General features: G+C 50.5%; 22 protein-coding genes, 1 tRNA gene and 1 other annotated feature. Of the genes, 12 read left to right on the top strand and 11 right to left on the bottom strand.

Going from position 1 to position 21,646, the window contains the following annotated elements; genetic code table 11:
• Positions 1–171: 171 nt before the first annotated feature.
• Positions 172–882, top strand: a complete 711-nt coding sequence (gene rnc / locus AC1S52_RS11080) for a ribonuclease III (RefSeq protein WP_482029061.1) — start codon at positions 172–174, stop codon at positions 880–882.
• 120 nt (positions 883–1,002) lie between these two features.
• Here the strand turns inward: rnc and purN are convergent, their stop codons facing one another.
• Positions 1,003–1,680: a phosphoribosylglycinamide formyltransferase gene (purN, locus tag AC1S52_RS11075; protein WP_482029060.1), complete on the bottom strand. Its 678-nt coding sequence runs from the start codon at positions 1,678–1,680 to the stop codon at positions 1,003–1,005.
• A 647-nt stretch (positions 1,681–2,327) separates the two neighbouring features.
• On the opposite strand from purN, the gene AC1S52_RS11070 reads away from it, so the two are divergent.
• Positions 2,328–3,167, top strand: a complete 840-nt coding sequence (locus AC1S52_RS11070; protein ID WP_482029059.1) for a hypothetical protein — start codon at positions 2,328–2,330, stop codon at positions 3,165–3,167.
• Positions 3,168–3,322: 155 nt separating this feature from the next.
• A complete protein-coding gene (locus AC1S52_RS11065) occupies positions 3,323–4,009 on the top strand; it encodes a signal transduction histidine kinase (STHK), LytS (protein ID WP_482029058.1) in 687 nt (228 codons plus the stop codon).
• Between the two features lie 23 nt (positions 4,010–4,032).
• Here AC1S52_RS11065 and AC1S52_RS11060 read toward each other — a convergent pair whose 3' ends face one another.
• From AC1S52_RS11060 to AC1S52_RS11020, 9 genes are all read right to left on the bottom strand, one after another.
• Complete coding sequence (locus AC1S52_RS11060; RefSeq protein WP_482029057.1) at positions 4,033–4,641, bottom strand: DUF3318 domain-containing protein; 609 nt, start codon at positions 4,639–4,641, stop codon at positions 4,033–4,035.
• A gap of 249 nt (positions 4,642–4,890) precedes the next feature.
• Positions 4,891–5,955: a N5-glutamine methyltransferase family protein gene (locus AC1S52_RS11055; RefSeq protein WP_482029056.1), complete on the bottom strand. Its 1,065-nt coding sequence runs from the start codon at positions 5,953–5,955 to the stop codon at positions 4,891–4,893.
• A gap of 72 nt (positions 5,956–6,027) precedes the next feature.
• Positions 6,028–6,816 carry a Tic22 family protein gene (locus tag AC1S52_RS11050; RefSeq protein ID WP_482029055.1) on the bottom strand — a complete coding sequence of 263 codons (789 nt, stop codon included), beginning with the start codon at positions 6,814–6,816 and terminating at the stop codon, positions 6,028–6,030.
• A gap of 569 nt (positions 6,817–7,385) precedes the next feature.
• Complete coding sequence (locus tag AC1S52_RS11045; RefSeq protein ID WP_482029054.1) at positions 7,386–10,229, bottom strand: M16 family metallopeptidase; 2,844 nt, start codon at positions 10,227–10,229, stop codon at positions 7,386–7,388.
• Positions 10,230–10,363: 134 nt separating this feature from the next.
• Complete coding sequence (locus tag AC1S52_RS11040; protein ID WP_482029053.1) at positions 10,364–11,182, bottom strand: energy-coupling factor ABC transporter ATP-binding protein; 819 nt, start codon at positions 11,180–11,182, stop codon at positions 10,364–10,366.
• Positions 11,183–11,201: 19 nt separating this feature from the next.
• A complete protein-coding gene (gene cbiQ, locus AC1S52_RS11035) occupies positions 11,202–12,044 on the bottom strand; it encodes a cobalt ECF transporter T component CbiQ (RefSeq protein WP_482029052.1) in 843 nt (280 codons plus the stop codon).
• A gap of 2 nt (positions 12,045–12,046) precedes the next feature.
• Positions 12,047–12,697, bottom strand: coding sequence for a cobalt transporter CbiM (gene cbiM, locus AC1S52_RS11030; protein WP_482029051.1), 651 nt, complete (start codon positions 12,695–12,697; stop codon positions 12,047–12,049).
• Positions 12,698–13,138 (bottom strand): carboxypeptidase regulatory-like domain-containing protein, encoded by a 441-nt coding sequence (locus tag AC1S52_RS11025; RefSeq protein ID WP_482029050.1) that lies wholly within the window; start codon positions 13,136–13,138, stop codon positions 12,698–12,700.
• A gap of 76 nt (positions 13,139–13,214) precedes the next feature.
• Positions 13,215–14,081: a DUF4382 domain-containing protein gene (locus tag AC1S52_RS11020; protein WP_482029049.1), complete on the bottom strand. Its 867-nt coding sequence runs from the start codon at positions 14,079–14,081 to the stop codon at positions 13,215–13,217.
• A 199-nt stretch (positions 14,082–14,280) separates the two neighbouring features.
• Here AC1S52_RS11020 and rplS point away from each other — a divergent pair, with 199 nt between their 5' ends.
• The 8 genes from rplS (at position 14,281) to rplL (ending at position 18,434) form a co-directional block, all read left to right on the top strand.
• On the top strand, positions 14,281–14,643 hold the full coding sequence (gene rplS / locus AC1S52_RS11015; protein WP_482029048.1) for a 50S ribosomal protein L19: 363 nt from the start codon (positions 14,281–14,283) through the stop codon (positions 14,641–14,643).
• 130 nt (positions 14,644–14,773) lie between these two features.
• A tRNA-Trp gene (locus tag AC1S52_RS11010) sits at positions 14,774–14,846 on the top strand.
• A 66-nt stretch (positions 14,847–14,912) separates the two neighbouring features.
• Positions 14,913–15,134, top strand: coding sequence for a preprotein translocase subunit SecE (secE, locus tag AC1S52_RS11005; protein WP_482029047.1), 222 nt, complete (start codon positions 14,913–14,915; stop codon positions 15,132–15,134).
• Complete coding sequence (nusG, locus tag AC1S52_RS11000; protein ID WP_482029046.1) at positions 15,131–15,769, top strand: transcription termination/antitermination protein NusG; 639 nt, start codon at positions 15,131–15,133, stop codon at positions 15,767–15,769. Before secE ends, nusG begins: the two co-directional genes overlap by 4 nt.
• A gap of 8 nt (positions 15,770–15,777) precedes the next feature.
• Positions 15,778–16,203, top strand: coding sequence for a 50S ribosomal protein L11 (gene rplK / locus AC1S52_RS10995; RefSeq protein WP_482029045.1), 426 nt, complete (start codon positions 15,778–15,780; stop codon positions 16,201–16,203).
• Between the two features lie 198 nt (positions 16,204–16,401).
• Positions 16,402–17,115 (top strand): 50S ribosomal protein L1, encoded by a 714-nt coding sequence (rplA, locus tag AC1S52_RS10990; RefSeq protein ID WP_482029044.1) that lies wholly within the window; start codon positions 16,402–16,404, stop codon positions 17,113–17,115.
• 64 nt (positions 17,116–17,179) lie between these two features.
• Positions 17,180–17,339, top strand: a sequence feature (ribosomal protein L10 leader region).
• 49 nt (positions 17,340–17,388) lie between these two features.
• On the top strand, positions 17,389–17,922 hold the full coding sequence (gene rplJ / locus AC1S52_RS10985) for a 50S ribosomal protein L10 (RefSeq protein WP_482029043.1): 534 nt from the start codon (positions 17,389–17,391) through the stop codon (positions 17,920–17,922).
• Positions 17,923–18,041: 119 nt separating this feature from the next.
• Positions 18,042–18,434, top strand: coding sequence for a 50S ribosomal protein L7/L12 (gene rplL, locus AC1S52_RS10980; protein WP_482029042.1), 393 nt, complete (start codon positions 18,042–18,044; stop codon positions 18,432–18,434).
• A 135-nt stretch (positions 18,435–18,569) separates the two neighbouring features.
• On the opposite strand, the gene AC1S52_RS10975 is transcribed toward rplL, so the two are convergent.
• Positions 18,570–18,845 (bottom strand): GlsB/YeaQ/YmgE family stress response membrane protein, encoded by a 276-nt coding sequence (locus AC1S52_RS10975; RefSeq protein ID WP_482029041.1) that lies wholly within the window; start codon positions 18,843–18,845, stop codon positions 18,570–18,572.
• 407 nt (positions 18,846–19,252) lie between these two features.
• Here AC1S52_RS10975 and AC1S52_RS10970 point away from each other — a divergent pair, with 407 nt between their 5' ends.
• Positions 19,253–21,640 carry a bifunctional serine/threonine-protein kinase/ABC transporter substrate-binding protein gene (locus tag AC1S52_RS10970; protein ID WP_482029040.1) on the top strand — a complete coding sequence of 796 codons (2,388 nt, stop codon included), beginning with the start codon at positions 19,253–19,255 and terminating at the stop codon, positions 21,638–21,640.
• Positions 21,641–21,646: the final 6 nt, after the last annotated feature.

The raw sequence follows: 21,646 nt of genomic DNA, 5'->3' as shown, positions 1-21,646 counted from the left end.
TTTAAAAGCTCCTCATACACTCGCAGCAGGTTTGCCACCTTTGGGCAAGTATTTTCCCTGCATCACCAAACGATGAAGCACATCCCAACTGGGATAATATCTTCATCAGACAAGCGTGCCTTCTGAGTTGCTATCGTACCCAAAACGATCAGAGCTGATAGACTTACAGGCATGCCTCTTCAATATCCTCACCGCCAGAAACAGCTTGAGCATTTGATTCAAAAGCTTGGTTTGCCAGAAACGGCACCGATTCAATGGCAACTGCTTGACCTGGCGTTAACCCATTCCACTGTCTCGACTGTAGAGAACTATGAGCAGCTAGAGTTTGTGGGAGATGCGGTGGTTCGGCTGGCAGCGGCTCAGTTTTTATATGAAACCTATGCTCATTTGTCTGTAGGAGAGTTTGCCGCGATCCGCTCGGTGCTGGTCAGCGATCGCGTTCTGGCAAGCATTGCCGTCAGTTACAATCTGGAGCGGTATCTACTCGTTTCTGACAGTGCTTTGAAAGACCAATTGGGGCATGAGTCGCGCATGGCACAGGCTTTTGAAGCGATCCTGGCTGCTCTTTACCTCAGTACGCGCACTCTGGAACTGGTGCGCCCCTGGCTGGATTCTCATTGGGACAGGCTGGTGAATGAGATCCTTCAGGATCCTGCACGCAAGAATTATAAAGCGGCTCTACAGGAGTGGAGTCAGGCTCACTACAAGATCCTGCCAGAGTATAAAGTGAGAGAAGCCGTGGCGCGGCATGGCGCTGAAGACCGTTTTATTGCAGAAATCTGGTTGCGAGGGGAATGTCTGGGACAGGGAAGTGGACGTTCGATTAAAGCCGCAGAGCAGGCAGCAGCACAGGTCGCTTTTATAGCCGTCAGCGATCGCTGAATATATTTATCGTGGATGGGTGGGTTGCTTATGGAAGTGGGTAGTGTTCTAGATTTGTTGTTTACGTTCCGTAGTAGGGGCATTGCAATGCAATGCTCCTACCAGACCCCTCACCCCACCCTACGGGAACGCCAAAGGCGAACACCCCTCATCCATCCCCATCGGTTGAGCGGCTGCCAGTGCGATCGCCTTTGGGAAAATGCGATATTCCTGGGTGTGAATTCGGTTGTGCAAGGTTTCTGGGGTGTCGTCAGGGAGTACAGGCACCGCCGCCTGCATGATGATCGCGCCACTATCGACTTCGGTTACAACATAGTGAACCGTACAGCCGGTAATTTTCACTTTGGCTGCCAGTGCCTGCTCAACGGCATGGGCACCTTTGAAACTGGGTAGGAGACTGGGGTGAATATTGAGTATGCGATTGGGAAAGGCGTTGATCAGGACGGGAGTGACAATTCGCATCCAACCAGCCATGATCACCCATTCCACCTCATAGTCCTGAAGCGTTTTCACAATGGCACGATCAAGGGCATCTCGACTCTCAAATTCACGGTGATTGAGCAAAATTGCGGGAATACCCCAACGGGCAGCACGGGCAGCAACTTTTGCACCAGGGTTATTGTAAATCAGGACACAAACCTTAGCGTTGAGTTGCTGGTCAGCAATTGCCTGGGCGATCGCTTCAAAGTTACTCCCCCCTCCGGATGCCATTACCCCTACCCTGATGGGCGGAAGATGGGAAGATGGCTCAGGAAAAGAGCCAGGTGAAATCAAACTTGCGGTCAACTCCTCAGACACGCCAACGCTCCATGATTGTGTTCCATCCATGTTCCAACGATTGAGGCTGAAATAGCAAGTGGGTTGATATAACCACGAACCTTTTATTCAACGTTGCAAGTTTATTTAGCGTTGCAAATTTATTGCAGATCATCCATTAGTTAGAAATTTAGGCTTTCTAGATAAACTCCTAATGGTAGAGTAAAAATTTTTCGATTATGCCTAGTCTTAGGGAGTCATGAAACAAAGTAGTTACCAATTGCAAACCCAAGCGCCTTCAGAAAAATTGAAGCTCAAGAATTAAGAATGAGTTACCAATTAACATACAACTCTATCCGGAATCTGAGTTTCATCCAATCATTTGGGATAAAGCAGTGTACGTCGCTTCAACAGCAGAATCAGAATTTTTTAGAGCGTTGAGATCTTTCTGACCTGGACTACGACTTCCTTCCTATATATCCCTCATCTGACAGTCTTAAAAGCTATTTGCAATTTCTACAAGCTTTTATGACGTACCAACTTTTGATGGATTAGTTCGTCGGAGCCAGGATACGGCATAGTTTATGGCATTCAGTCAAAACTACTAGCAAAATCCTTGTAATGACAAGAATTTTTCAACAGATTTAGCAAGAGTTTTAGTGACAATCAGTTAAGCAGGAGAACGATTTATGCAAGAGAAAAACACTTTTTTTAGGAGCCGAAGAGTTGGCGTTTCGTTGGGTGCGATCGCCTTGGGATTAGTAACATTGCTCGTTCCTGGATGTGCTGGATGGAATCAGGCTCGTGATGAAAGCCAGCCCACAGTGACAGCCCAGGATGTTGCAGATCAAGCTACGGCTGAACAACTCATCGGACAAACCATCACGATCAGAAGTATGCCAGGGGAGAAAATTGGAACCCATGGACTCATTATGAATACTAATGATGGCAATTCTATCCTGGTTATTAATCCAGCTCGTAATGGTTTCCAATTGCCGCCTGAGCGCGAGATCCCCTTGCAGGTAACAGGGCGAGTTGAGACCTTTAACCTTGCTCAAATTCAGAGCAAATACGGGATCCAATTGGAGCCTAATCTGTACTCAGAATACGAGAATAGACCCGCGATTATTGCCCAATCCTTAGCCCTGGCTCCTAAACCAGAAGATCTCGCGGCAGCGCCTGATGGCTATTTTGCCAATCAACCCATTGCTGTAGAAGGGGAACTAAGAAAACTTGACTACACGCCTAATGCATTTGCTTTGTATGAGGAAGGGTGGATTGATGATGTTGGAGTGCTAGTTGTTGGAGTTGATGGTGACCTTAAGGCTAAAGGCACTCCCCTGGAGGAGGGTGGAAACGTGGTTGTTACTGGTGTAACTCGTCCATTCAGCGCTGAACTTGCCAGGGAATTTAACTTGGGTTGGAATGACCAACAAATTCAAGAGTTTCAATCCCGCTACACCAATAGACCAGTGGTGGTAGCGGATGGGGTCTATCCCTCTGCTGTTTCTCCTGCACCTGGCAACTAATGGTCATCGGGTTCGTTGCCGCCAAATCTCTGTAACGCCCCCTGCGTAAAGGTTCAAGCACCTTTTTTAGTAAGAGTGCTTTTTGCCCAGGCTCGAATCGGCGTGGGTTAACAACAGTCCATTGAACGAAATGAAACGAAATGAAAGGAAAAACCATGAATAACAGACAAATGACTTCCAAAACAGGTCAATACAAACGTGCTGTAGGTACTTTCAAACGGCGCGAAGACCTGGAAGACGCGCTGCGAGCTTTGAGAGATGCCAATTTTGATATGAGCAAAGTTTCCTTGATTGCACGCAATGTGGAAGCTGTAGAAGGAACTGAGGACATTCATCAAGGAAATGAAGCCCAGGAAGGTGCCGCAGCAGGTGCAACCACAGGTGCGGTTTTAGGCGGTATTGGTGGATTTCTGGTCGGAGTTGGGTTGTTAGCGGTTCCTGGTGTTGGTCCTATTCTTGCCGCAGGAGCCGAAATCAATGCCCTCGCCTCCACCCTGGCAGGAGCCGGGATTGGTGCTGCGTCAGGCGGCATTATTGGAGCGCTGGTTGGCTTGGGGATACCTGAAGATCACGCAAGGGAATACAGCGATCGCGTTAAGGCGGGTGAATATCTGCTGATAGTCAGTGGAACAGAGCAGGAGTTGCGCCAGATTGAGTCAATCCTGCGCGATCGGCGGATTGAAGGTTACCAGACATATCATGCTCCCGATTTAGGAACGACTGAAAATGGACCCAGACAGGAACGAGTTGAGAGCCAAAAAGCGGTTCGGGATACTCGCGACCTGGACAATGATGGTGAACCTGAGGTCATTATTGTGGATCACCGCAAGGAAGTTCGGTAGAGCAGTGAGCTAGTTGACTGAAACTAATTTTGTCGAAGGCGATCGGGAACTCCTACAGAGGAAAAGCCCGCGATCGCCTTCAAGTTCTGGCACCGGAGCAATTCCGTGAAGTTCAGGCTAGGGCGACCTTCCAGGTCAGCCACAGCTTCAATTGCCGTGAGTAAGGAGTGGGCAGCCTCAGATTCACTATAACCCCGTCGTTGAGCAACTTTGAGTGCTGCCTCATCGGCTTCCAGTTCGCGTTCTGGGCTGCGGTTATTACGCCAGACCTGGGTACCCGCGATCGCTGTCAGTCCACCTGCCACAATCATGCCCACCGGATCTGCCTGCAAAAGTTCAACAATAGTTCCTGCTACACCCGCCGCGACTAGTCCTTGGTAAAGATTAGGACGAAACCATTTCACCCCAATTAGCCAGCTCACCGTCCGCAGAACCAGCAAATCCCTTTGCGACTTGGCTAAACGTCCCCACAGGTCAAAATTAATCCAAATGGGGCGCTCCTGAATCCAGGGCATTGGAAACGGACTATCAATTACGACAGACTGCTCTGGCTTGCTTCTTAGTTTGGTCATCATGCGCCCGGAAGCAGGCATCACTTCTAGCAGGCGGCGGATTTCAAAATCAGGCTCCATAGGGGGGGAGAGAGTTAAGAGTTGCGAGTTGAGAGTTTTGAGTTTTGAGTTAGGAATTGGGTAAAAGGTAGTTGGTGAGGGGTAGAGGCTGTGGCTATAGGTTCTGTCACCTGCTTCTCCCGCACACCTAACCCACGCCCAACTATCAGTAATACTGGAGTGCGTGTCAGACGACTCATTCTGCATGATAAACCCTAAAGACAAAGGCTTGCAGATCCAACTCTGAGGGCAAAAGTGACAAGAAAGGGTTCAAGTACGGTAGGCAAGGGCAAAGCGATCGATCCCTGCCAGGTCTGGATGAATCTGGATCGAGTGATAACTATTCTGTTGGTGCAGCAGAGCAGAGACAATTTCCGCCTGACCTGCCATCATTTCAAACAGCAAAATACCCCCAGGGTGCAGGTAAATGGGTGCCATTGTAATCAGATGACGAATACAGTCTAGACCATCGGCTCCTCCATCTAACGCCAGGTGAGGCTCATGCTGGGCAACCTCTGGCTGGAGTTCTGCTACAGTCGCGCTGGGAATGTAAGGCGGATTTGAGACAATGCCGCTTAATTGCCCTTGCAGCGATGCCAGTGGCTCAAACCAGGAACCTTGATAGAAATGAATCCGCTGTTGCAGGTGATAGGATGCCGCATTGGATTGGGCGATCGCCAGGGCTGCTTCACTACAGTCCACCGCATGGATCGTCGCCTGCGGAAATGCCGTCGCTAACCCCAGGGCGATCACACCGCTGCCTGTGCCTAAGTCTGCCCAGTGGGGTGAGGGGTGAGGGGTGTTCGCCTTTGGCGTTCCCGTAGGGTGGGGTGAGGGGTGAGAGGTGGGGACCAGGGTAGGGGTGTTAGTGGTTAGGGGTTGGTTGTTAGTCGATTGAATGGATTCTTCCACTCCCCTGCCCCTCTGCCCCCCTGCCCCTATTGCCAAGTCAATTACACACTCGGTCTCTGGTCGTGGAATCAGGACGGCGGGTGAAACGTTGAGGCGGAACTGCCGCCAGGGAGCAATGCCGGTCAGGTATTGTACGGGTACTCGTGCCTGAATTCGCCTATCCCAGAGGCGTTGCAGTTCAACCAGGGAGAGCTTGAGTGTAATTGCTGGCAGAGTCTTAAAGGACTCTAGCCGCAGTGCTAATCGATCAAGTTCGGTCAGGTCTTGTAAAAGCCAGTCCACTTCAGTGGGGGGAATGGCAGCGGCGATCGCCTCCTGGCGGGCAGCTTTCCACCATTCCCACAATGTTGCTCCAGAAACGACAAACTCTCGCCCCCCAAAGGAAGGCGAGAGAGAATTGGTAGATGGTTTTGAGAAAGACATAGCTACGAGAGAAAAATTTGAGCAGTGAACCGATTCTTCTCAACTCATCGCTCAAACGTGATCCCTCAGCCCTTACTTCTTAGGAGCATTCGCGGGTGCAGGAGCAGGTTTTTGCCCAGCAGCGGGGGCGAGCGATCGCACGTAATCAACTGCCTCTTGAGAGGGCACCAGGACAATCTGATTGAGTTGAGGATCGTTCTTCTCTTGTAGCACCTGGATCAAGCCCTCCAGATTGAGAACTTGAATTTCAATCGTAGAAGCCATGTTGGGTTCTTGCTTCTTAAACTGCTCCAGTAGAGTCTGAAGTTCCTCTTTCTTAAAGAACATAGGAATTACCGATTGGTTTCCCTGCTGAATGGTCAGGTAGCCTTTTTCTTTCCCACCCCGGGCAACGAAGAGAGGGGTACCATTAAATTGCTGTGCCTGCTGACCTGTCTGTTTGAGCAAGGTGGTCGCAGAGGCAACTTGCTGCTGAGATGGCACAAACGCAAAACCTAAGCCGTCAGGTTTACCTTTGTTATCTAACCCCAGTTGATAAACTTCAGCTAGAGAAACTGGAACTACACTCACCCCCTTAGCCAGTTCAGGATTCTTGGATTTAAGGTTTTCAAGAAATGCCTGGGCATCTTTCTGGCTGATGAAGACACCAGCTACCGGTTGACCCTTTTGCCCCTGGGGTGGCGAGGCAACTAGCGGAGCGCCCTGCGAGTTAGCAATGGTAAAAACGGGAACCGGGCGCAACTTTTGCAGAATTTGATCTTTGGGCAGCGCCAGTACCTGCATGGCTCCCGCCAGTACTGAACCTAACAGGGCACTTCCAACTAGACCAGCCGTTACGCTCCGACGAAGAAATGATTTCATGACTGCTCCTGGCATTTGACACTCTAAGGGTTGAACAGGGAACCGGACTTGAAGCCCATCCGAAAAGCCCTCATGACCAGAGCCTGGTACTGAACCAGGCAAGTCTTTCGGATAGGCGCTTGACCCATTGGGAAGGCAGTGAACTGGGTCTGAAAACTAAAGCTCAACTGCGCAGATTTGCCTAATCATTCTGCGGTATTCCCTCTCTTTTGTAAATTCACCGCAATAATTGGACCTGATATTTTTGACCGATTACGGGAAGCCATTCTTGCATAGCCTAACTTGTCTTTCCCAATCTAAATGTGACATTCCTGGAAGTGGTTACGCGATCGCCCCTTCCCTGGATGGCATCCTGCTTTAGCTTATCGCGGCAACTTTGAGATCTGTTGAGAATTTGAATGAATTAGAGTCCTTACTGTGAGAGGGACATTTAGAGGGACGCTGGGCAGGGATGAGAGTTCCCTATGTCTAATTCAGTCCGGGTATTGCTGGCAGGATGCTGAATTGAGTCCAGCATCCTGCACCCTTTTTACCCCCAAAAACAGCAATGCCCAGTCCACTTTTCAGGACTATTTTTCTGAGGAAACCATCGGGGGTCCGGCGGTCACAATTACCATCCGCTCCGGATGCAGCAGTTCGGTAATGGCTTGTTGAACCTGGGCAGGGGTAACTGCCGAGATTTTATCGGTGTACTGCCGCAGTTCGTTGATACCTAAACCATAAACTGCGTTCATCAGAATCGTGTCGGCTAGAGTGTCAGGCTCTGCTAGTCCGACCGGATAACTACTGGTCAGCGATCGCTTAGCTACCGCCACTTCATTTTCGGTTACTCCCTGCTCCCGGACTTGCTTCAACAAACTCACTGTGCTGGCGATAGCCCGCTCCGTATCCTCCGGCGAGGTTTGCATCGTAATCAGGAATGGACCCTGGCTCATGCCTGCCTGAAAGTAGCTGTAGATGCCATAAGTTAGCCCCAGGCGATCGCGAATTTCAGTTCCCAATCGGCTCGATAGGGTATCCCCTCCCAAAATCTGGTTCAGCACCTCTGAGGCATAAAAGCGGGGGTCAGTCCGGTGGATACCGTTGTAGCCCAGGAAGATGACTGATTGCGTCTTGCCCGGTAGTGCTGGGTTTACCCGAACCGTTGTTTCAGGCAATGGCACGGATGGAAAGGTTAGTTTGGAGTCTTGCGTTGGGTTCTGCCATTGACCAAGTTCCTGGTTGAGCAGGTTCCGCACCTGAACCGGGTCAAAGTCACCCAGCAGGGTCAGCACCGTCCTCTCAGGGTGATAATGCTGCTGGTAAAACTGCACCAGATCATCACGGGTAATTCGATTCAGGCTTTCTTCCGTGGGAAAAGTATGGAACGGGTGATTGGTTGGATAAATAGTCTGCTGGAAGACTCGCCGTGCCAGCCGTCCAGGATTATCTAGCTCCAATTTCAGGGCACTCAATGCCTGTTGGCGGCTCAGCTCCAGTTCATTGTTGGGAAAGCTGGCATTTTTTAATACATCTGCCAGCACTTGAGTCATCGTGGGCAAATCGGATGCTAGCGCGTTACCAGAAATGCCAACGCCTTCACGACCGGCACTAAAGGACAAACTGGCTCCCCGATTTTCCAAGATTTTGGCAAGTTCCAGGGCATTTTTTGTTTGAGTCCCATTCATCAGGTTGGCAGCGGTTAAGTTTGCCAGTCCAGCGGTTTGGGGTTGGTCATAGGAACTGCCTGCGGTAATGAAACCGCTGAGGGTGACGGTGGGAGTGCTGCGATCGCGCAACAGCAACACCTGAAGACCATTTGCCAGGGTCAGCTTTTCGGGTAGCGGCTGTTCGGGATGAGCAGTGGTGGTGGATGAAGGCGGCAGGTACTTTGCCACCTCTGATGGATCAACGGGTTCACCTGGGCTAAAGTTTTCACTGGTTTGGGAGAAACTGCCGGGGGCTTCCCCATTGGCTTGAATTTGAGTCGGTTCAAAAAAGCCAACGGTTCGTTGAGCAGGGGTTAGATAGGTTTGGGCAACTCGCTGCACGTCTACTGCTGTAACTTTGGTAATCGCATTCAGAAGGCGATCGGTAAAGCGGTAATCCCCAGTAGCGGTCTGGTCATCACCAAGCTGCAACGCTTGACTTGCAATGTCTCGATTGCGGAGCAGAATAGAAGCCCGGAACTGCGTCTTTGCTCGCTCCAACTCTTCTGGAGTAACTCCCTGGTCACGCAGATCAGCCAGCGTCTTCTGCAAAACTTGGTCAATTTGTTCTAGCTCCTTACCGGGAGCAGCCGTGACAGAAAACTCATACCAGCCGCCGCCAATCATGTTTGCCGCGTAACCACTGGCACTACTGGCCAGCCCCGTCTCTACCAGAGCTTGATACAGCCGCGAACTCCGTCCACTCGTCAAAATATAGTCCATCACCTGTAATACAGGGACATCGGGATGGCTGACATTGGGGAGGGGGTAAACCTCATTTAACAGGGCAGCACTGCCTGGCTCCCGCAGGACAATGGGAGATTTTGACGCAACCGAGGCAGGAATCCTGGTTCCAGATTGCGATCCAGATTGTGGGACAGGTTGATCGGCGGGCAACGGCTGATTTTCAGGAGGAATCTTGCCAAAGATCTCCTTGACGATTGCCAGCGTTGGCTCAGTTTGAAAATTGCCTACAATAATCAATGTGGCATTGTCAGGACGATAGTAGCGTTGGTAATAGTCGCGCACTTGTTCAACCGTAAAGCGCTCGACATCTGCCTTGGTGCCTCCTACGGGCAACCCATAAGGACTGTTAGGAAAAGCGGCTCGCATCACGGCTCGACCCAGGCGATAGCCCGGATTGTTTTCATAGCCTTGCAGTTCGGAAATGACCACCCGCTTCTCAGTAGTCAATTCCTTGTCATCAATGACTGAGTTCTTCATCCGGTCGGCTTCCAGGACAAGCAATGCCTTTAACTTATCCTGCTCAACCGTGCCAAAGTATGCCGTCTGGTCATAGCTGGTAAAAGCGTTTGAATCGCTGCCCAGGACGCTGAAAAAACGCCCAAACTGAATCGGTCGCTCCTCAGTCCCTTTAAACATGAGGTGCTCTAGCTGGTGAGCAATCCCGCTAATGCCTGGTGTTTCATTGCGAGATCCAACCCGATACCACACCTGCACTGTGACAACTGGGGCAGTATTGACTTCTTTGGTCAACACGGTCAGCCCATTGTCCAGCACTGTCTTGCGAACATTCTGGGTCAGGACATCGGAGGAGCTAGTTTGCTCCACTGGCAACTGAGCCATCTCCCGATTCTGGGTGAGGCTCTCTGGTGGTGCCAGTTGGGAACCAGCGGGAAATCCTGATACCAGAACAAGGGTGAGACAGAGACTAAACAGAAACCCAAACATACCGTAGCGACTAAACCATTTTGGCAAGGACATACCTGCGAACACCTAACAATTTTAGATTTCTGGCACAACTTTTTTGTTGCGCTAGGGTCTTTGAAGCGAAGCTCGATCGTAGCTCAACTCGATCACAACTGTTCCTCAACTACCCGTAACCTATGCCCCGTAGCCTATACCCCATACTCCGTACCCCGTACTACCCCCAATGGGACATGGTCAAGCTGACAGTAGGGGCGACTGTAGCTCAGGGGGCGTTCTAAAGAATATCCTTCCAGCCGTTCTGAGTCGCTCAGGATAGTTGCGGTAGCTCCGTCGTAAACAATCTGCCCCTGGCTTAAAACGATGGTGCGATCGCATAAATCCAGTGCCAGATCTAGATCATGGGTAGCAATCAACTGAGTCAAGGGCAGAGTATCCAACAGTTGAATAAGCTGGCGGCGGCTGCGGGGATCCAATTGGGCAGAAGGTTCATCCAGTAGCAAGATTTGGGGACCCATTGCCAAAATTCCCGCGATCGCCACCCGTTTTTTCTCCCCACCAGAAAGGTGGTGCGGTGGACGGTGTCTCAATGCCTGTACACCCGTTAGCGCCAGTGCCATGCTGACCCGTTCTTCCACCTCGGCAGGTGTCAAACCCATATTTTGCGGTCCAAATGCCACATCTTCCCAAACTGAAGGAGAGAACAGTTGATCATCGGGATTCTGAAACACCAGCCCCATATCCGAGCGAAATACTCCGGGTACCAGGGGTTCGTTAAACAACACAATTTCTCCCCCGGTGGGGCGCAGCACACCACAGAGCAACTTGAACAGAGTTGTCTTCCCACAACCATTTGCCCCAATCACCCCAATTCGCTCCCCTGGCTGAACTTTGAGGCTTACCTGTTGTAAGACATCCGGCAGATCGGGATAGGAAAACCCCAAATTGGTCACCGCGATCGCTACCTCCGTTATGGACGTTTGCGGTTGTCGCTCAAGCAGTTGGTTCATTGGTGTCATCCATGAAACACTAAAACAAAATCTCAGCCATCACAAAACCGGCAGCCATTAGTAACGTCAACCAGAGAGCGATTGTACTCCAGGGAATCACGGTGCTGAACTCTGCTCCTCTGCCCGTCTCCCCGTCTCCCCGTCTCCTCCTCTGCCCGTCTCCCCGTCTCCCCGTCTCCTCCTCTGCCCCATACCCCCGCAACCGCATCGCCTGATAAACCTGTTCAGACTGTTCATAGCTGCGAATGAGCAACGTTCCAGCCAGCGCCGCGAGTTGTTTCATCGTCTGCCAGTTGGGGTGGAGGAACCCCGTTTTCTGGAATTGTCCAAAACCGCGCAGGCGCATGACCGTCTGCATCGTTGCTAGATTGTCGGCAATGTCATATAGATAGCGGTAGCTGAGCAGAGTCATATCTGCCAGGATGGGAGGGAGTCCGAGCGATCGCATCGCCTGAATCAGAACCGAAAACCGGGTTGTACTCAGCAGAATAATTCCCAGCGTGAGAATAGAGAAAAACCGGGCAGCAATCAGCACAACGGTCAACCCACCTTCTTGCCGCAGGGACAGGAAACCCCATTGCCAGATCACCGTTTCCCCAGACAAAAACGGTAACAACAAAACCATGCCCAGCAGAAAAAACCCAGGATAGCGCAGGCGATTTAGTAGAAAAGAGAGTGGCAAGTCGGAAGCCGCATAGAAACCTCCGGTCACTACCAGCATGGCAGGCACGAGGCGCAGGTCATGCACGGCTGCAAACGCAAAAATCAGCCCAGCAAAACCAATCAGCTTTTGCTGGGGTTGCCAGCGATGAATTAGAGAAGATCCAGAGGAGTGAGCATCCAGATTGAATCGCATTCCCATCTTTACCACTCATTCTGTAGCAGTTCTGGTTTCACGCGCTCCAAAAATAGGACTATCAATGCGGTAAAAGCCCCCTCAATGATCGCCAGCGGTATGTGTGCCAGCAGCAATGCAAAAACTGCTGCCCGTTCGGTTGCAGCATCTAAATTAGAAGGAATGGTTGTCACCACAATCGTGACAAAAAGCAGCGCTGAAATGCTTAAGCTGAACGCACCTGCCAGGAAAGCAAAAACCCCAGAAGTAACCTTCGGTTTCCACCGACTGCCCACCTGCTGACGCAATTGAAACAGATAGTACGCCAGCAGGGCTGGTACACCCATAATCAGGGCATTGATCCCCAAGGTGCTGAGTCCACCATGCCCAAAAGTTGCTGCCTGAAAAAACAGACCAATTAAAATCGCTGGAAAGGCATAAAACCCCAAGACACAACCCAGCAGCCCGTTTAATACCAGGTGAACGCTGGCAGGGGGAATCGGAATGTGAATCAGCGAGGTCAGAAAAAATGCTGCTGTTAGCAGAGCGGCTTTAGGAACTCCCTGGGTTGGGTCTCTCAGGCGGTTAATTTGACGCAGGGAATACCAGGTGACCAGACCCGCCAAGGCGTAGCCTCCCACACAAACCTGAGCTGGCAAAATGCCATCGGGGACGTGCATCTACTTCCTCCGAGAAAAAAAGAGCGCCGTGCCAACTAAACCCCAAATGACTGATAGAGTCATGATTCCCTGCTGTAAAGAGGTGTAGCCAGTACTTCCCTGGACGATCGCCCCCCCAACCTGGTTAGATTCAACTGGAATTGCCAGAATTGCTCCATGCCCCGCCGAACGCACTTTGACTTCCCAACTCCCCGGTCGAGAGGTATCAGGGGCAAAGGTGAACTGTCCCTTTTCATCAGTTTTTCCAGTCAACCAGGGATCGTCTTTACCCGGTGCATAAATTGTCACCTGGGCGTTTTTCATCGGTTCTCCAGTGTCGTAGTTTGCCTGGATGTTGAGCGCCTGGGTTGACTGGTACTGAATCTCAACCCCGTGGGCGATCACTCCCTTCGCCTGCCCCATCACCATCAGGCAAACGACCGGAATTAACCACTTCACCACTTTAGCCTCCTGGCATTTCCACATTTCCTGGCATTTCCTCATGTCATCATCTGTCAATATCAGGTTTAAATTCGTATCAGGTTTGAAGCACAGTTTCCTTGCAGTGTCCTTCACCCACATGCCCTAAAGAGGGAAGAACTGCCTCTATCCTTTTGAAATCCTCTGGCGAAAGTGCCTGTCTCAGTGCCGCCATATCCACATCCAGCTTGTTATCCTGCGCGATCGCGGCTAAAGGCTCAAATCCGAGTGCCTGCTGGTTTAGTTCATCCGCTGCGGGGGTATCCGCATCGCCAAACAGATGATCAAAGTGGAAGGTTGTCTCCAGGTCTGCTTTTCCGCCCGGTTCTAAGGACCCCTTGCGATCGTCCCCCACAAAGTCGCCACAGGTAAACGCCATCTCCTGTTCAATCTTGAGATTAAAATCAACCGTCCTGCCATCTTTGGTCGCTCTCCCTCTGAGGAATAGAGGATAACCCTGGGCAGCTCCTTCAGTCGGTTTCACCATCCTCCAGGAAAGCGCATTGTAGCGTCCGGCAGGGGCTTTCACCTCCCCTACCACCACCGGGTCAGCCTTTTCATCCCCGGCAGCCAGATCTATCGTCTGTGTTTTATCCAGGCTCGCCTGCTGGTTTGCTTTTAGCTCCTGATCTTTCTGAGGGTCATAGGGGGGATCGGTCTGGTAGGCAGTCACATCACTCAGCGTAGTGTAAACATTTTCAAAGCTGATTTGCCAGCCATCCTTAGAAGTAAACCCCTGACGCACAAAGTCTTCCCCGTTAGCACGAATTTCTAAGGTGCCGCTATCGTCTGTGGACGGGGCTGCTGCTGGCGAAGATTCGCCAGCAGGTGAGGGGGTGCTGGCTGTCTGGTTGTTCGTACAACCCTGAATGCCTCCCAAAATCAGAAACCCTGCACTCACCAAAACCACTACTCGCTGTTTCATGCGGACTCAATCCTCAACTAAAAACCCTGACACAGTCTTCCATCGCCAGTAAATCGCTCCACTGATAGGATTACAATCCTCCAAGGGGGGATGTGAAGGAAAAAAAACAGGTGATTTCAACAAAACATATAGTTATCGCCTCTAGACTTTCTAAAACATCTCACGCTATATTTATAGACTGTGAGTTTTTGCCAGACCTATGCACGCCCAGGAAATTATCCGCTCCATTGAAGCGGAGCAAATGAAAACAAATCTACCTATCATCTACATTGGTGACACGGTGAAAGTCGGTGTCATCATTCAGGAAGGTGGTAAAGAGCGCACCCAGCCCTACGAAGGCGTTGTCATTTCCAAAAAAGGAGCTGGCATTAATCAGAACATTACTGTTCGGCGCACTTTCCAGGGTGTTGGAGTTGAGCGGGTTTTCCTGATTCACTCCCCCCGCATTGAAAGCATCAAAATATTACGTCGGGCGAAGGTTCGCCGTGCCAAACTTTACTACCTGCGCGATCGCGTCGGTAAGGCAACCCGCCTCAAGCAACGGTTTGACCGGGCCCTCTAGTGAGGTGGTAGGTTTAGAAGGAATAGGTAGGATAGGTAGTAGATAATTCTGCTACCTCATATCTAACCCTTGTAAATTGCCCCTGATAAATTGTTAAACTGGATAAGCAAGCCCAAAGGGCTTAGTTCGTGCGCTCTTAGTTCAGTTGGTAGAACGCAGGTCTCCAAAACCTGATGTCGGGGGTTCAAGTCCTCCAGGGCGCGCTGAGCAATTTGGCAAACCAGTAAATCCTGGTTTAGAAAGCGATTCCAAAGGGGAGGAAAGCGGCTGTGGCAAAAGATGATGCAAAGGTGCAAGAAGAGAATTCCAAGTTTAACCCCGCCACTTTCCTTCAAGAGACGAAGGACGAGTTGGACAAAGTTGTTTGGCCTAGCCGTCAGCAACTGATCAGCGAATCCATTGCCGTCATCCTGATGGTTACTCTTTCAGCTAGTCTGATCTACCTTTTCGATAACTTTTTTGCGTGGGCAGCGCAGCAGGTGTTCGGATGACCTATACCTCAGACGAATTCCAAGATTTCCTTCAAGCCGATGCCGAATACGCAGAGGCTGAGTATTCGCGTAAGAGCGGTCGCTGGTATGCGGTTCAGGTTGCTTCTGGCTGCGAAAAGCGGGTCAAGGCAAACCTGGAGCAGCGGATTGAAACCCTTGATGTGGCAAACCGAATCTTTCAAATCGAGATTCCCCAAACTCCTGCCGTTAAGCTCCGTAAGGATGGTTCTCGCCAGAATACTGAAGAGAAAGTTTTTCCTGGCTACGTCCTGGTCAACATGATTATGGATGACGATACCTGGCAGGTCGTCAAAAACACCCCAAACGTAATTAACTTTGTTGGGGCAGAGCAAAAGCGTCGCTACGGACGCGGGCGGGGGCACGTCAAGCCCATGCCGCTTGGGCATTCAGAGGTTGAGCGAATCTTTAAACAGACCCAAGAGCAAGAGCCTGTCGTCAAGATCGACATGGGAGCAGGAGACAAAATCCTGGTGCTTTCTGGTCCCTTCAAGGATTTTGAAGGGGAAGTGATTGAGGTCAGCCCAGAACGTAGTAAGCTGAAAGCCCTGCTGTCTATCTTCGGGCGCGATACCCCTGTAGAGTTAGAGTTTAACCAGGTTCAGAAAGAGAGCTAATAGAGTCAATGGCAAAGAAAGTAGCTGCAGTGATTAAGCTGGCGATTTCCGCTGGCAAGGCAAACCCTGCCCCTCCCATTGGTCCCGCGCTAGGTCAGCACGGGGTCAACATTATGATGTTCTGTAAGGAATATAATGCCAGAACTGCCGACCAAGTAGGGATGGTTGTTCCGGTAGAGATCTCGGTCTATGAAGATCGGAGTTTTACCTTCATTCTCAAAACACCCCCTGCTTCCAAGCTCATTGCTAAAGCTGCCGGGGTCGAGAGAGGTTCTGGCGAACCAAACCGCAAGACAGTGGGTTCAATTACCCGTAGTCAATTGCAAGAAATCGCCCAAGCTAAAATGCCCGACCTGAATGCAAACGACATCGAAGCAGCAATGAAGATTGTCGAAGGGACTGCCCGTAATATGGGCATCGCTGTAAAAGATTAGGCGTAACAGTAGGAAATGGGGAATAAGTAAGGCAATCGCAAAGAGTAAAAGATTAAAAGATTAAAAGTGAAAAACACAAAGCTTTTTCTCTCAGCCCCTACTCCCTCATCCCCACCACCCACCACCTGATCCCTACCATGACCACCTATTCAAGGGGGAGAGGTCGAACCTCGTTATTGACCCCAGGAGATACCAACAATGAGCAAACTATCTAAACGACTGCAAGAGCTTCATAAGAAGGTTGAAGATCGCCTCTATGAACCATTAGAAGCGCTCAATCTGCTGAAAGAAACTGCCACCGCAAAGTTTCCCGAATCGGCAGAAGCCCATATTCGTCTGGGGATTGATCCTAAATATACCGATCAGCAATTGAGAACAACTGTTGCACTGCCCAAGGGAACGGGGCAAACAGTTCGAGTGGCGGTGATTGCAAGGGGTGAAAAAGTAACAGAGGCAAGCAATGCTGGAGCTGACATAGCCGGTTCAGAGGAATTGATTAACGAGATTCAGAAGGGGATGATGGATTTTGACCTGCTGATTGCAACCCCTGACATGATGCCCCAGGTGGCAAAGCTGGGTAAGTTACTGGGCCCTCGTGGTTTGATGCCATCACCTAAGGGCGGTACGGTGACTTTCGATCTGCCCCAGGCAATTTCTGAATTTAAAGCAGGTAAGCTGGAATTCCGGGCAGATCGGACAGGGATTGTCCATGTTATGTTTGGTAAGGCATCTTTCCCCGCAGAGGATTTGCTGATTAATTTGAAGGCATTGCAGGAAACGATTGACCGGAATCGTCCCTCTGGTGCAAAGGGTCGTTATTGGCGCAGTGTGTTTGTTGCCGCTACGATGGGTCCTTCCATTCAGGTGGATATAAGCGGTTTACGTGATTTGAAACTTGGAGAGGCTGCATGAAATAGGGAAGGGTTTTAAGTCATGGGTTATCAGATCTTAGCTCTATAACTCAAATTTGAACCCTCAAAACTAAATAGCGGAGCCAGAGACGGCAGGCGCTTTATGCTTAATATCCTGCCCAGGTTTCTTCCCAATTCAGACTGCTGCGTCTGTTGATGAGTGTTGCAGCATCTGAATTTGGATATGAACCCTGGCACTACCGTCAGGGTTTTTTTAGTGGGTTTCCCAATCAAGCTTGAAAACGAACAGCCCGATTAAGGAGGTGAGAGACAAATGGGTAGAACGTTGGAAGAAAAAAAGGCAATGGTGGCAGAACTCAAGGAAAACTTGAGTCAGTCGCAACTGGCAGTCGTGATTGATTACAAAGGTTTGACGGTTGCTGAGATTACAGATCTGCGTAAGCGTTTATTCCCTACGGGAAGCACCTGCGCCGTCGCAAAGAACACTCTGATGCGCATTGCCGTTGAGGGTGACGAGAACTGGCAACCCATGAATGAGTTTTTGAAGGGGTCTTCTGCCTTTCTCCTGATTAAGGATGACATTGGAGGTGCCCTCAAGGCATACCAGGACTTCCAGAAGGCTTCCAAGAAGACAGAACTTCGCGGCGGCGTGATGGAAGGTCGTGCCCTCTCTAGCGCAGATGTAAAGGCGATCGCTGACCTGCCATCTAAGGAACAGCTCATGGCTCAGGTTGCTGGTGCCATCAATGGCGTGACAACCAAGCTAGCGGTGGGGATCAACCAGGTTCCCGCTTCCCTGGCACGTGCGATTCAGGCGATCGCTGACAAAGAGCAAGATGCCGCTTAGGTATTCCAGAAGGCAGAGGAAGGGGGGCAGAGGGCTACTGACCACTGACCGCCAAATAACAACCCCACACCTCACACCTATCTACTGACTAATGACCAATGACTTAAAGGAGTTAACCCATGTCCGCAGTAACCGATGAAATTTTGGAAAAGTTAAAGACCTTGACTCTGCTAGAAGCCGCAGATCTGGTGAAGCAAATTGAAGAAGCATTTGGTGTCAGCGCTGCTGCACCCGTGGCTGGATTTGCTATGGCAGCTCCCGCAGGCGCAGCGGCTCCGGCTGAAGAAGTCGAAGAGAAGACCGAATTTGATGTCATTCTGGATGAATTTCCCGCTGACAAGAAGATTGCTATTCTGAAGGTGGTTCGTACCCTGACTGGTTTGGGTCTGAAGGAAGCTAAAGATCTGGTAGAAGCTGCACCTAAAGCAGTCAAGGAAGGCATCGCTAAGGCTGATGCTGAAGATGCTAAGAAACAGCTAGAGGAAGCTGGTGCGAAGGTATCGATTAAGTAAGTAAGCTCAATCCGAGATCTTCTATAGAAGCGATACTGAGCTATCAACAAAACTCCCCAGCTTTTTCAAAAAAGCTGGGGAGTTAATTTGGTTGATTTCGCCACCATTTAACCCGACACGGTTATTTCACCATCATTAAGCAGCACGACGGGTGACCAGCCCCCACAGCCAAATGGCGATAATAGCGCCAAGTACAGCGACCACAACGCCCCAGAAGCTAAAGGGAGCTGCGGCTGAAAATGCTAGTGTTCCTGTAGTCAAAAGGGAATATACAGCGCCTCCAATAAAGGCACCTACAATCCCCAGAATCATTGTGGCAAGGATGCCGCCGCCCTGAGTTCCAGGGTAAATTGCTTTTGCGATCGCACCAGCCAGCAGACCCAAAATAGCCCAAGCAATGAGATTCCACATAATCCAATTCTCCCAAACATTTTGAATGAAAAGCATCTGCTGATTTAGCAAATTAATCCGCAGATTTTTATACAAGTTGTAGTATACGATTTAACACAAATTCGATAAAAAACCACAGTTTAGCGATTAGTTTTAACACTCCGACTTTCTGAATGTTTGAAAAGTATCGATTATCTCCTTAAGGCTGGCAGAATCAACCTGGCAGGATTCCCATCGTCACGGTAGAGTCAATAGGACAGGACTTACGTTAAAAGATTAGGTGGTGGGGGCAGGGTATTGGATGCAGGGCGTGGGGTATCGGTAGTTAGTAGTCTGAAGCTTTTAACTCTTAACTCTTAACTCTCCCCCTTAATACCCATTACCGGCGTAAGCTCCTACTGGAGAGTCTGCTGTGCTTTGTGAGTGAGATGCTAGGCGAACTTCTTGGTGCACGCTACAAAGTAATTGAGGTTTTGGGATCGGGAGGTTTTGGGCATACCTATATTGCCGAAGATACCCAGCGACCAGGCAACCCCCGCTGCGTATTAAAACATCTCACCTTTGCCAGCCCAAATACAGCCGTTTTGAACCAGGTGCGGCGGCTGTTTCAAGTTGAGGCAGAAACCCTGGAAAAACTGGGCAAGCATGATCAAATCCCTCAACTGTTGGCTTATTTTGAAGAGAATCGGGAGTTTTACCTGGTTCAGGAATTTATTCAAGGGCGTGCGCTCAGCGATGAATTTGCGGGGGGAAATCGTTTTACTGAGAACCAGGTCATTGCTCTGTTGGATGATGTGCTGGCAATTCTGGTCTTTGTCCATAGCCAGGGTGTAATCCATCGCGACATTAAACCAGACAACCTCATTCGTCGCCATCAAGACGGTAAGTTTGTTCTGATTGATTTTGGAGCGGTCAAGACGATCAGCAGCACGGTGGCAGAGGCAACGGGGGAAACCAATCTGAGTGTACCTATCTATACCTCTGGCTATGGGGCAAGTGAGCAGTGCCTGGGTAGACCCCGGTTTAGCAGTGATCTCTACTCGCTGGGGATGGTTGCGATTCAATTGCTGACTGGGCTTCGTCCTTCGCAGATCCCGCAAGATTTTAATACCTCTGAGGTGATCTGGCGTGACCAAGTGCAGGTAAGCGATGCTCTAGCAACCTTCCTTGACCAGATGGTTGCCTATCACTTTCTTCACCGCTATCAAACGGCTTCAGAAGCATTGCAAGCACTCCGGCAAATCATTTCTGATTCCCCAACCGTGATGACTCACTTAGGCAATCCTGCCAGTCGAGTCAGTGCCACCATGATTCCATCCCCTGATACCCAGGCACAAACTTCAGAACGCCAGAAATCGAGACCAGGAGGAAGGTTATTATCCACGACTGAGAAAGTGATGGTGATTGCGGGAAGCGCGATCGCCGCCACGCTTGCCATTTCCCTGTTTGCCCGCAACGTTTCCCAGATGCCTTTGCTTCCTGACTTGGCTGTCCTTGGTGAATCTCCGATTCAGTCACTCCCGCCTGAGGCAGCGGTACTTTTGGCAGAACGGACCAGTACAGGTGAAAAGACATTGAACCAATGGCAGACCAATCCCAAGAAGCAAGAGGGAGTAGAACAGTTTGCCGCAGGTAACTATACAGAGGCGACGGAAGCCTTTGAGGCAGCTTTGAAGACCGATCCGACCGATCCAGAGACGCTGATCTATCTCAACAATGCCCGCATTGGCACAAGCCCATCCTATGAAATTGCCGCAGTCGCGATTCCATTGGGAGATGATGCGTTGCGATCGGCACTGGAAGTGCTGCGGGGGGTGGCTCAGGCTCAGGATGAAGTCAACCGGGCAGGGGGCATTAATGGCGTACCGCTGAAAGTCAGGCTAGTGGATGATGGCAATCGGCGCGAAACTGCCCGCGAATTAGCAGAGGCACTGTCGAGTAACCCTGCCGTTTTAGGGGTGGTGGGGCACACTATCAGCGACACGACGATCGCCGCTGCTGAAATTTACCAGAAGCATAAACTGGTGATGGTCGCTCCTATCAGTTCAGCCGTTCAGCTATCCAACCTCGGTAGTTACGTTTTTCGGACGATTCCCAGCGATCAGCTCACGGCAAGGGCTTTGGTCAATCATCTGCTGAACCAGATGAAGCAGCAAAAGGTGGTTGTTTTTTTCAACTCAGCCAGCGAGTACAGCAAGTCCCTCAAAAATGAATTTAGAAATGCGCTATTTTACAGTGCGGGCATTGAACCCGTAGAAGAATTTGACCTTGCCCGCCCTGACTTTGACCCGGCTGAAAGTGTGAATCGGGCGATCGCAGAAGGCGCAGAAGCGATTATGCTGGCATCTGACCATACCCGATCGGACAGAGCGATTCAGGTCATGTGGGTCAATAACGGTCGGCTCAAACTGCTGGCGGGCGAAAGCCTGTTTTCACAGAACATGCTGAGACTTGCTGGAAAACGTGCGGCTGATATGGTGATTGCTGTGCCGGCGGATCTAACCGAGCCTGGGTTTCGCCAGAGCTTTACCGCCCTCTGGGGAAAAAACTTTCCCTTAAGCTGGCGCACAGCCCTGGGCTATGATGCAACAGCGGCATTGATCACAGCGCTGGAGAGGGACTCAACCCGCACGGGAATTCAGCGGGTGATGGGACAGCCTGACTTTACAGCCAAAGGTTCAACTGGTACCGTTAGTTTTCTGCCTACAGGCGATCGCAAAGGGGGGGTTGAATTGATGACGGTCGCTCCTGTCGGTTCAGATAAATCTGGCACCTACAACTTCAAACCGTTACCTTCCAAAAACAGTTCCAAGTAAGAAATT

The sequence above is a fragment of the Kovacikia sp. CALU 1929 genome (assembly GCF_056784235.1).
The sequence above is the reverse complement of the archived record's forward strand: the minus strand, read 5'-3'. Positions and strand labels throughout refer to the sequence as shown.